Annotated in this window: 8 protein-coding genes; 5 read left to right on the forward strand and 3 right to left on the reverse strand. The window is 64.0% G+C overall.

Annotated elements, in window-relative coordinates; genetic code table 11:
• Nucleotides 1–175 precede the first annotated feature (175 nt).
• Genes FJ546_RS00450 through FJ546_RS00460 form a run of 3 tightly spaced genes read left to right on the forward strand, consistent with a single transcriptional unit; the run spans nucleotide 176 to nucleotide 2,618 of the window.
• Nucleotides 176–820: a hypothetical protein gene (locus FJ546_RS00450; protein WP_140887242.1), complete on the forward strand. Its 645-nt coding sequence runs from the start codon at nucleotides 176–178 to the stop codon at nucleotides 818–820.
• 51 nt (nucleotides 821–871) lie between these two features.
• A complete protein-coding gene (locus FJ546_RS00455; RefSeq protein WP_181167762.1) occupies nucleotides 872–1,747 on the forward strand; it encodes a uracil-DNA glycosylase in 876 nt (291 codons plus the stop codon).
• A gap of 58 nt (nucleotides 1,748–1,805) precedes the next feature.
• Entirely contained in the window at nucleotides 1,806–2,618 is an 813-nt protein-coding gene (locus FJ546_RS00460) for a helix-turn-helix transcriptional regulator (protein ID WP_140887244.1), read from the forward strand.
• On the opposite strand, the gene FJ546_RS00465 is transcribed toward FJ546_RS00460, so the two are convergent.
• Entirely contained in the window at nucleotides 2,619–3,578 is a 960-nt protein-coding gene (locus FJ546_RS00465; RefSeq protein WP_140887245.1) for a DMT family transporter, read from the reverse strand. It lies immediately after the preceding gene.
• Nucleotides 3,575–5,881, reverse strand: coding sequence for a xanthine dehydrogenase family protein molybdopterin-binding subunit (locus FJ546_RS00470; RefSeq protein WP_140887247.1), 2,307 nt, complete (start codon nucleotides 5,879–5,881; stop codon nucleotides 3,575–3,577). Before FJ546_RS00470 ends, FJ546_RS00465 begins: the two co-directional genes overlap by 4 nt.
• Before the next feature lie 152 nt (nucleotides 5,882–6,033).
• On the opposite strand from FJ546_RS00470, the gene pepN reads away from it, so the two are divergent.
• On the forward strand, nucleotides 6,034–8,676 hold the full coding sequence (gene pepN / locus FJ546_RS00475) for an aminopeptidase N (protein ID WP_140887248.1): 2,643 nt from the start codon (nucleotides 6,034–6,036) through the stop codon (nucleotides 8,674–8,676).
• A gap of 197 nt (nucleotides 8,677–8,873) precedes the next feature.
• A complete protein-coding gene (locus tag FJ546_RS00480) occupies nucleotides 8,874–11,195 on the forward strand; it encodes a PAS domain-containing sensor histidine kinase (protein ID WP_140887250.1) in 2,322 nt (773 codons plus the stop codon).
• A gap of 45 nt (nucleotides 11,196–11,240) precedes the next feature.
• Here the strand turns inward: FJ546_RS00480 and FJ546_RS00485 are convergent, their stop codons facing one another.
• Entirely contained in the window at nucleotides 11,241–11,711 is a 471-nt protein-coding gene (locus FJ546_RS00485) for a hypothetical protein (protein ID WP_140887252.1), read from the reverse strand.
• Nucleotides 11,712–11,836: the final 125 nt, after the last annotated feature.

The following is an 11,836-nucleotide window of genomic DNA, read 5'->3' on the forward strand; positions in this document are numbered from 1 at the left end:
TTGCGCTGCATAGCGCATCAATTGGCGACAGGAAACCGGCGCAGACGTGACAATGCGGATTTGGCCAAAAAGTCGCGTATCTTGCGGCAGGGCAGCCATTTGCGCCCGGTGAGACCGGCCACGCCTGCGTTTTTTTAATTGTTCGGCGGCTTGCTTATCGGCCATACTTCCCGCCATGCGCATTCTTGGGCCAGCGGGCTTTTCTTCGACGCGCTTTCTTTTCCCGCCCGGCCGGGTCCGCCGGGCGATTCTTCTGGCCCTTCTGGTGGCGGCACCGGGTCACGCCGCCGCGAACGAGGTGAAAGTCTGGGCGACAGGCGCCTATTCCTTCTCCGACGAGCTCGGCGGCTTCCACATCACCGGAGCTTCCGGCATCGGAACCAAGGACGATCCGCTGGTCATCACCGAAGAGCTGAATTCGGCAACTCCGGTGACGCTGACCATCCGCACGACAAAGCCGATCCAGACATTCGGCAAGGCGGGCGAATTCGCCAATGGCATCATGTATATGCGCATCAACGTGCTCAACAACAGCGGCCAGGCCTGGATCGAATTCCAGTTCGAACTTCAGGAGATATTGGATCAGCCGAGCGTGTTTGGAGACGGGCTTTCCTTCGACCAACGCAACAAGACGCCGGAGAATATCTGGTCGAGCAATTTCGCCGATTTCGACCGGGAATTCGAGCCTTACGACCGTCTGCTGTTCAAGAACGGCAAGGTCGACCCGCTGAAGACCGTCAGCTTCGAGTTCCTGATGACCGATTACACGCCGCGATGGACGTTCTATCTGGTGCAGGATCCGCGCATCCCGACCGGATAGGGCAAGCGGCCGGTCTTGCAAATTGCAGTCATGCGGAAGAATGTGCGCCCCATGACTGCCGCGTCCCCCAACAGCCCGACCGATATTGCCGACATCCTGGCCTTCTATGCCAGCGCCGGCGTCGACGAGGCGCTGGAAGACGCCCCGGTAAATCGCTTCGCCGAGGCGGCGCCGAGACCTGTCGAGCGCGCGCCGGCGCCGGTGGCGCCACCTCGCGAGGAGAAGGCACCGGAGCGGCCAGCGGCACCGCCCGGACTGGATGCAAGCAAGGTGCCGGATGCGCCCCCGGGGCGTTCATCGGTCGCCGCGGTGCCAGACGAAGCCCAGGCGGCGCTTGCGCGCCAGTTGGCGACGACGGCAACGACCCTGGACGAGTTGCGCCAGCACATGGCTGCCTTCGACGGCTGCAATCTCAAGGCGACCGCCAAGAACATGGTCTTCGCCGACGGAAACCCGGACGCCGCGGTGATGCTGGTGGGCGAAGCGCCGGGCCGCGACGAGGACATCGAGGGGCTGCCCTTCGTCGGCCGCTCGGGCCGGCTGCTCGATCGCATGCTGGCCGCAATCGGGCTCGACCGCAGTTCGGTCTACATTGCCAACGTCATCCCGTGGCGGCCGCCGGGCAACCGCACGCCGACGCCGCACGAGACCGAGATCTGCCGGCCGTTCATCGAGCGGCAGATCGAACTGGTCAATCCCAAGGTGCTGGTCAACCTCGGCGGCCCGTCGGCCAAGACCTTGCTCGACACCTCGGAAGGCATTTTGCGGCTGCGCGGCAACTGGCGCGTCCACACCACGGCCTCCGGCATCGCCATCCCGGCCATGCCGACGCTGCATCCGGCCTATCTCCTGCGCACGCCGGCGCACAAGAAGCTGGCATGGCGGGATTTTCTCGAGGTGAAGGTCAAGCTGCGGGCACTCTCGTAGATCGCCATAACCTCGCAGGTAATTGAAATGCCGCCCCTGTCGGCCTAACCATCCTGTCATGACATCAGCCCAAACCTCCGCCGGCAGTCTGATCCGCGAATGGCGCACGCGCCGCCGCATGAGCCAGCTCGACCTCGCCATGGAGGCCGAAATCTCCCAGCGGCATCTGAGTTTTGTCGAGAGCGGGCGCGCCGCGCCCTCGCGCGACATGGTGCTGCATCTTGCAGAGCAACTTTCGATCCCGCTAAGGCAGCGCAACCGCCTGCTGCTCGCTGCTGGCTTCGCACCGAGCTTCAGCGAACGGCCGCTCAGCGACACAACGCTGGCGCCAGCGATGGCGGCGGTCGAGATCGTGCTCAAGGGGCATGAGCCCTTCCCGGCGCTGGCCGTGGACCGGCACTGGAACCTGGTTTCGGCGAATGCCGCGATTGCTCCTTTCCTCGCCGATGTCGCCGAGGCTTCGCTGCTGGCGCCACCGGTCAACGTGCTTCGCCTTTCCCTGCATCCCGGCGGCATCGCGCCGCGCATCGTCAATCTCGCGGAATGGCGCACGCACCTGCTCGAGCGTCTCAAGCACCAGAACGATGCCAGCGGCGATCCGGTGCTGGTCAAACTGGAGCACGAGTTGCGCGCCTATCCGTCCGGGCTGAAAGGCAGCAGGCCAACGCCCGTCGAGCCGAATGCCATCGTGCATCCGCTGCGCCTCGCGCATGGCGATCAGGTGCTGTCGTTCATCAGCACTATCACCGTTTTCGGCACGCCGCTCGACGTGACCTTATCGGAACTGGCGATCGAGTCCTTCTTCCCGGCCGACGAGCAGACCCGTGCGGTACTGGTGCGGCTGGCGAAGGAGCGGTCGGAACGGTCCTGATCACCCCTGCGGCAGCGCCGCCTTGCGCGTTCGCGCGCGCTCCAGGCCCAGTTGCCGCTCGCGCCAGATGATGAAGATGCCGGCGGCCACCACGATCGCACCGCCAATCAGCGTGTTGAGCGAGGTCACGTCGCCGAAAATGAAATAGCCGACGACAACGCCGAGGATCATCGAGGTGTATTCGAACGGCGCCACCACCGAGGCCTCGGCATGGCGATAGGCCGAGGTCATCAGGATCTGGCCGAGGCCGCCGCAGAAGCCGGCCATGACGAGCAGCGCCGCTTGCGCCGGCGTCAGAGCTTGCCAGCCGAAAGGCAGTGTCAGCAGCGAGAGCACGCTGGCGGTCGACGAGAACCACAGGACGATGGTCGCCGTCTTCTCCGTCTGCACGAGATTGCGCACGAGCAGCATGGCGACCGCCGAGATCGCCGCGGCCACCAGCGCGGCCATGACGCCCAGGACCTCCTGGTCGTCGAGCCCTTCATCCGAGTTGAGCAGCGTCAGCTCCGGCCAGGAAATGATGAGCACGCCGACAAGGCCAACGGCGACCGCGCTCCAGCGATAGACGCGGATCGACTCGCCAAGGAAGACCGAGGAGAACACCACGACCAGCAGCGGCTGCGCATAGTTCAGGGTGATCGCCTCCGGCAACGGCAGCCTGGTGAGCGCGAAGAAGCCCAGCCCCATGGCGCCAACGCCGACGACGCCGCGCGCGATGTGGTTGAGGGGGCGTTTGGTGACGAATGCCGTCGGCAGCTGTCCCTTCACCGCCAGGAAGGCGATGATCGGGAAGATGGCGAAGAAGGAGCGGAAGAAGACGATCTGCCCGGCCGGCACGTCGCCGGCCGCCTTGATGCAGGTTTGCATGCCGACAAAGACCGCGACGGACACGATCTTCAGCGCGATGCCCCGCAGTGTGCCGTGGCCTCCCGTCGTTCCTGGTTCCGCCCCTGATGTCACGTCGGCGATGCGCCCCTGATCGCGGCCCAGATGCGCGCCGGCGTCGTCGGCATCTCGATATGCCTGATGCCATAGGCGCGCCACAGCGCATCGGTGACGGCATTGAGCGCCGCCGGTGTCGAGCCGATCGTGCCGGCCTCGCCCGCGCCCTTGATGCCCAGCGCATTGGTGGTCGAAGGCACGTTGCGGGTCTCGAAATGGAAGAACGGGAAATTGTCGGCGCGCGGCATGGCGTAGTCCATGAAGCTCGCCGTCAAGAGCTGCCCATCCTCGCCATGGATGGTGTTCTCGGTCAACGCCTGGCCGATGCCTTGCACGACGCCGCCATGGACCTGGCCGGCGAGCAGGATCGGATTAACGGTGACGCCGAAATCGTCGACGATGGTGTAGCGGACGATCTCGGTCGCGCCGGTGTCGGGATCGATCTCGACCTCGCAGATGTGGGTGCCGTTCGGATAGGTGCACTCGTCCTGCACGAACTCGCCGAAACCCTTAAGGTCATCCGGCGTCTTCGCAGCCTTGGCGATGCTCGAGAAATCGATGCTCCGGTCGGTGCCGACGATGCGCGCAACGCCATCGGACAATTCGATATCGCCGGCCGAGGCCTCAAGCTCGTCGGCGGCGATGCGCTTGATCTTGTTGGCCAAATCCTCGCCCGCTCGGGAAGCTGATACACCTCCCAGCGGAATGGAGCGCGAGCCGCCGGTGCCGCCACCCGCCTTCAATTCGTCGGTGTCGCCCTGGCGGACATGGATCTTGTCGATGTCGAAATTGAGTTTTTCCGCCAGGAACTGCGCATAGGCGGTGGCATGCCCCTGGCCGTTGGTCTGGGTGCCGATCTTCAGCGTCACCGTGCCGTCGCCATTGAGCTCGACAAAGGCCGGTTCGGAGCCTGGAAAGGCGCAGGCCTCGATATAGGTCGCCATGCCGATGCCGCGGATCTTGCCGCTGGCTTTGGACTGTTCCAGCCGCTGCGGAAACGTCTTCCACTGCGACCGTTCGATGGCGCGGTCCATATGCCCTTCGAATTCGCCATTGTCGTAGAGCCGGCCTGTCTGCGTGCGATAGGGAAACTGCTCGGGCCGGATGAAATTGCGGCGGCGGATCTCTTCGACAGGCAGGCCGAGATCATGCGCGCAGGCATCGACCAGTTTTTCCAACAGGAACGCAGCCTCGGGTCGGCCGGCGCCGCGATAGGCGTCGACCGGGCAGGTGTTGGTGTAGAGGCCGGTCACCGAGACATCGAGCGCCCTGATATCATAGACGCCGGTCGACATGGTGACGCCGATATAGGGGATGAAAGGGCCATATTGCGAGACATAGGCGCCGATATTGGCAAGCAGATCGACCCGCATGCCGAGGAAGCGGCCATCCTTGCCGAGCGCCATCTCGGCCGTCACCGCATTGTCGCGGCCTTGGGCGTCGGTGAGGAAATGTTCCGTGCGGTCGCCGGCCCATTTCACCGGACGGCCGAGCCGCTTCGCCGCCTCGAGCACCAGCGGATATTCGCGGTAGACGAAGCTTTTCGGCCCGAAACCGCCGCCGACATCGGGCGTGATGACGCGCAGTTGGTCCTTCTTGATCTTGAACACGCTGGCCAGGATGTACTGCATGGAATGCACGCCCTGCGACCCAGTGGTCAGCACGAAGCGGTTTTCCCCGACATTCCATTCGCCGATCGCCGAGCGCGGCTCCATGTAGTTGCAGACCAGCCGATTGTTGACGAATTCGATGCGCGTGACGTGAGCGGCCCCAGCGAAAGCCGCGTCCGTCTTCTTCTTGTCGCCGACATGATAGGTGAAGGCGCGGTTGGAGCCGAGTTCCGGCCAGACCAGCGGCGTGCCCTCGGCAAGCGCCGTCGCGGTGCCGGAGGCAGCGTCCTCGCCGTCATAATCGACCTCGATCAGTTCGGCGGCATCCTGCGCCAAGGCACGGCTTGCGGCGACGACAAAGGCAACCGCATCGCCGACATAGTTGACGCGGTCCCGGCACAGGATCGGAATGTCGCGCGTCGGCGCTTTGGTGCCGTCCGGCTGTGCCTGCATGACGCCGGACTTGAGATCGCGCAGATGGGTGAGATCCTTGCCGGTTAGCACCAGATGGACGCCAGGTGCCGCCTTCGCCGCCTCGGTCGAGCCGATGGTGAAGCTCGCCTTGGCGATCGGCGAGCGCAGGACATAGCCGTGCAGGACGCCGTCTGGCTTGATATCGTCGGTGTAGCGGCCCTGGCCCTGGATGAAGGCGGTATCCTCGCGCCGCAGCACGGAAGCGCCCATGCCGAATTTCGGTGTGACGACGGTCATGGCTGCCTCGCGGGGATGTGGAGAACGAATGCCTGAAATAGGCATCGGCCGAGTTTTGTCGAGGGACCATTTCGTGTAAAGAGCGCGGACTTCAAATTTCTTGGACCAGCGGGAACTCCGCGTCCAACGCAATCGACAGGAAAAACAACGGAATGCGCACGGACACCGGCCAGGTCTTCAAGCTCGAAGACTATCGCCCCAACGATTATCTCATTCCGCAGACCAACCTCACCTTCCGCCTTTCGCCCGAGGCCACGATCGTCACCGCGACACTGACTGTCGAACGCCGCGACGGCGTAGCCGCGGCGGCGCCATTGGTGCTCGACGGCGACGGGCTGACGCTCAAGCGCGTCGAGATCGACGGCAAGAAGGCAAAACCGGCGGACCTGCTGGCGACGCCTGACCAGCTCACCATTCTCAAGCCGCCCGCGCGCCGCTTCCAACTGCTGATCGAGACCGAACTGGCGCCGGCGGGCAACGAGGCCCTGATGGGTCTCTATCGCTCGAACAATGTCTATTGCACGCAATGCGAGGCCGAGGGCTTTCGCCGCATCACCTATTTCCTCGATCGTCCCGACATCCTGTCCGTCTACACCGTGCGGATCGAGGCGCTGCGCGATGAGGCGCCGCTGCTCCTGTCCAACGGCAATCCGGGAGACAAGGGCGATATCGGGGACGGCTGGCACTATGCCGTCTGGCATGACCCCTTCCCCAAGCCATCCTACCTGTTCGCGCTGGTGGCCGGCAATCTCGGCCAGGTCGCCGACAGTTTCGCCACAATGTCCGGCCGCAAGGTCGAACTCGGCATCTATGTCGAGCGCGGCAAGGAGAAGCTGGCCGGCTACGCCATGGACGCGCTGAGGCGGTCGATGCGATGGGACGAGGAGGCGTTTGGCCGCGAATACGACCTCGACGTCTTCAACATCGTCGCCGTGTCCGACTTCAACATGGGCGCGATGGAGAACAAGGGCCTCAACATCTTCAACGACAAATATGTTCTGGCCGACGAGGAGACGGCGACGGACGCCGATTTCGCCAATATCGAGGCGATCATCGCGCATGAGTATTTCCACAATTGGACAGGCAACAGAATCACTTGCCGCGACTGGTTCCAGCTTTGCCTGAAGGAAGGCCTGACTGTGTTCCGCGACCATGAATTCTCCGCCGACCAGCGCTCGCGCGCGGTCAAGCGCATTGCCGAGGTGCGCACGCTGCGCGCCCACCAGTTTCCCGAGGACCAGGGTCCGCTGGCGCATCCGGTGCGGCCGCGCCGCTACCGCGAGATCAACAATTTCTACACGGCGACGGTCTACGAAAAGGGCTCCGAAGTGGTGCGCATGATCCGCACCATCCTGGGGGCAGATGCCTTCCGCGCCGGCATGGACCTGTATTTCGAACGGCATGACGGCGAAGCGGCGACCATCGAGGATTTCATCAAAGTGTTCGAGGATGCCTCGGGCCGCGACCTTTCGCAGTTCGCGCTCTGGTATCATCAGGCGGGCACGCCCAATCTGACGGTCAGTTCGACGCACAATCAGGCGGCGCAGGAATTCACGCTCGAAATCGAGCAGTCGGTGCCGCCGACGCCCTCCGAAAGCCGCAAGCGGCTGATGCATATTCCGCTCGCCTTCGGGCTGATCGGCGCCGGCGGCAAGCCTGTCGCTTATAGCGGCGTCGAGGGCGCCAACGTCGAGGATGGCGTCATCCATCTGCGCAAGCGCCGCCATATGGTGCGCTTTTCGGGTGTGATTGAGCGGCCGGCGGTGTCGCTCAACCGCGGCTTTTCGGCGCCGGTGACACTGTCGGTCGAGCAGAAGGCCGACGACCAGTTCTTCCTTGCCCGCCATGACAGCGATGCCTTCTCGCGCTGGCAAGCCTTCAACTCGCTGCTGACCGATGCGCTGATCGCTGCCTTCCGCGAGTTCCTTGGCGGCAGGCAGCCGGTCTTCGCGACACGACTGACCGACCTCGCCGGCAGCATCGCCGGCGATGAGACGCTGGAACCTGCTTACCGGGCGCTTGCGCTGGCACTGCCGGGCGATGCCGATATCGCCCGCGACATCGGCAAGAACATCGACCCGGATGCCATTCATGCAGCCCGGCAGGCCCTTGCGCTGGCGATCGCCACGGCCAATGCCGAGGCATTTTCCAGCCTCTACCACAGGCTCGCCGACAAGGCGGCCTTCAGTCCCGATGCGGCGAGCGCGGGACGACGCGCCCTGCGCAACATTTTGCTGGACTATCTCTCGCTGCTGCCAGGCGGAGCGGCTTTGGCGGCCAGGCATTTTCAGTCCGCGACCAACATGACCGACCGCGCGGCCGCCCTTGCCGTGCTCGCGCATCGCCACCATGCCTCGCCGGAGGCAAACAAGGCGCTGGCGGCTTTCGAAAAAACCTATGCGTCCGACCCGCTGGTCATGGACAAATGGTTCCAGATCCAGGCCAGCGTGCCAGGGCCGCAGGCGGTGGAAACGGTCCGCGCGCTAACCGCCCATCCGGCCTTCTCGATGGCCAATCCGAACCGGGTGCGTTCGCTGATCGGCACATTCTCCAGCGCCAACCAGACCGGCTTCCACCGCGCCGACGGCGAAGGCTACCGGTTCTTCGCGCAAACGGTGCTCGAGGTCGAGAGGCGCAATCCGCAAGTGGCGGCAAGGCTGGCGACGGCACTGCGGTCGTGGCGTTCGCTCGAACCGGGCCGGCAGGCCAAGGCCAGGGAAGCGCTGCTTTCGATCGCCAATGCCGAAAACCTGTCGGCGGACCTGCGCGATATTGTCGAGCGTACGCTGGCCTAAACGCGCCTTACCTTCTCCCGTGTGGAAGAAGGCACAGCCGCCGCACCTCCAGAAGCGCATTATTTTAGTCGATTTTTAATCTTTTTTCGCCGGACCACTGGACAAGGCGAATCACGTTTGATTCTTTACTGACGATTCGGAAGTGCGGCGTTTGCCGGATCACAAAGCAGCATAGGCAAATTCGGGGAGTGCCATTTATGGCAAAGGCGGACGCGTGGGGCGCGCCCGGTGGGATGGTTTTTGCGCGTCGCGAGACGCGCAGCGACGGCCTTGCCGGGAATACGCGGCTCATTGCCGAACCGGCCTACAAGCGGCTTCTGGCCGCCGAACCGCTGCTGCGCCGGTCGATACCGGCCTTGATCATCATCTTCCTGCTCGTCATCGCGGCGCTGCGCGTGCTGTCGCTGATGAATGAGCGCGACGATGTCGAGCGCGACGCCAAGGCGATCCTGACGCTGGCGGCGGGTCAGCTGGCCAGTTCGCTGGCCACCACCTCGGACACCGTGCCCGGCGCCGTCCAGGACCTGCTGGAGACCACCAGCCGCCAGGGCGCGATGGGCCGCAGCCATGTGCTCGTCATCACCGACAGCGCTTTCAGGATCATCGCGGTGACGCCGCGCTCGATGCCCTGGCAGGGCCATTCGCTCGACGGCCTCGTCCAGGGCGGCCAGCCGCTGTTCATGTTCGGCGACCGCGCCGGCGTCATGGAGGTCAACATCGGCGGCCGGGACTGGTACGCCGCGGTCAGCGTGGCCAAGGATCGGAAGGGAGCCGCGGCGGCGCTGGTGCCGCAGGAGGCGGTCTTCGACACGTGGCGCAAGACCGTCTCGCTCAACGTCACCTTGTTCGTGCTGACGGCCGGGGTGCTGATCATCATCCTCTACGCCTATTTCGGGCAGGCGGCGCGCGCCCAGGCCGCCGACCGCATCTACCTCGAAGCGCATCAGCGCATCGACATGGCGCTGGTGCGCGGCCGCTGCGGTCTGTGGGACTGGGACATGGTGCGCGGCAAGATGTACTGGTCGCGTTCCATGTACGACATGCTGGGCTACGAGCCCTGCGATACGATGCTGTCCTTCGGCGAGGTCGACGAGATCATCCATCCCGAAGACGGCGACCTGTTCGAGCTCGCGAACAGAATTGTCGCCCGCGAAATCGACCACATCGACCAGGTGTTCCGGATGCGGCATGCCGATGGCCAATGGGTGTGGATGCGTGCTCGCGCGCAGGTCATGGATCCGGAGGCGCCGGAAATCCAGCTGATCGGCATCGCCGTCGACGTCACCGAGCAGCGCCATCTGGCGCTGCGTTCCGAAGCTGCCGACCTTCGCCTCAGGACGGCGATCGAGAACATCAACGAATCCTTCGTGCTGTGGGATTCGGCGCAGCGGCTGATCATGTGCAACTCCAAATACCAGCAGGACAACGGGCTGTCGGATCGCGACGTGATGCCGGGTGTGACACGCGCTTCGCTGGAAGGGCGGATGCTGGCCTTTGCGTCCGAACGCCGGCTTGCCAACACCAATGGTCCGCAAGGCGGCGCCACTTTCGAGCGGCAGCTGTCCGACGGCCGCTGGCTGCAGGTCAATGAACTCAAGACAAGGGATGGTGGCATCGTCTCGGTCGGCTCCGACATCACCCAGATCAAGCTGCACCAGGAGAAGCTGGTCGACAGCGAGCGCCGGCTGATGGCGACGATCCATGATCTCAGCCTCGCGCGGCGGGCCGAAGAGGAACGTTCGCGCGAACTGGTCGATCTCAATCGCAAATACATGAAGGAAACCGAGCGCGCCGAGGCGGCGAACCGGGCCAAGTCCGAATTCCTGGCCAACATGTCGCATGAACTGCGCACGCCATTGAACGCCATCATCGGCTTTTCCGAGCTGATGGAACAGGGGTTGTTCGGCCCGCTGGGCTCGTCGCGCTACGAGGAGTACGCCACCGATATCAACAGCAGCGGCAAATACCTGCTCGGCGTCATCAACGATATTCTCGACATGTCCAAGATCGAGGCCGGCCAGTTCTCGCTGGACCAGGAGCAGATCGACCTCGGTCCGCTGATCAGCGAGACGGTGCGCGTCGTCTCGCTGCAGGCCGCGCAAAAGGCGATCACGGTGGAAACGCGCATCGCCGACGCGCTGAGTCTGTTCGCCGATCGCCGGGCGATCAAGCAGATCGTCATCAACCTCCTGTCCAATGCGGTGAAGTTCACCGGCCAGGGCGGCCATATATCGGTCAGGGCCCGCAATACGTCCGGCGCGCTGGTGCTGACCATCGAGGACAATGGCTGCGGCATCCCGAAAGAGGCGCTCGGCAAGCTCGGCCGACCCTTCGAACAGGTGCAGAACCAGTTCTCCAAGAACCACGCCGGATCAGGCCTCGGCCTCGCCATCTCACGCTCGCTGGCCGAGCTCCAGGGCGGCGCGCTGAAGATCCGTTCGACCGAAGGTGTCGGCACGATCGTGTCGGTGCGCATTCCGGTGAAGAAGGCGCCGCCGGCGGTCAAGGCCGCCGCTTGAGCGGCAGGCTCCGAGCGACATCGCCGGAGCCTGGATCAAACAATCTTATTGGACGCTGTCGTCATCATCCGATTGGCGGAGATGGCCAAAGCGATGGCCCTTCGGCAGTTCGCTCTTCTCGATCTTGCCGTCATTGTTCTTGTCGAGCATGGCGAACACCTTCTTCTCACGACCGGTGATGTCATCCGTGGTCAGCGTGCCGTCGCCCTTGGTGTCGTAGCGGGCGATGATGCGCCTGGCCATCCGCTCGAAGCGCGCCTTCTCCAGTGCGTCGGCGAGTTGGGCGACGGTCAGCTTGCCGCCATTGTCGGCAACGAGCTTCTTCAGCCGCGCGTTCATGGCGTCGGAAAACTGGTCGAAGGTGATGGCGCCGTCTGACGCGGTCATCGCCTTGTCGAGGCGGGCCATCATGCCGTCGCGCATTTTCGCGCTGGCATTGTTTTCGGCATAGGCGGTGGTGCCGACGGCGCCGGCAAGTGCTGCGAAGGCAAGGGCAAGCTTGGTTGACTTTCTCATGGTCTTCTCCTGTTGCATCGTCACCCCCGATGCTAGAGCGGCGGATCGTCGATCCTGTTGCCGCTCTATCTCTTTGTTCGAGCATCGGATTTTCCCAAAACCGGCTTCCACTTTTGGGTCCGATG

Origin of the sequence: Mesorhizobium sp. B2-4-19, from assembly GCF_006441315.1 — a bacterium.
Lineage (GTDB): Bacteria > Pseudomonadota > Alphaproteobacteria > Rhizobiales > Rhizobiaceae > Mesorhizobium.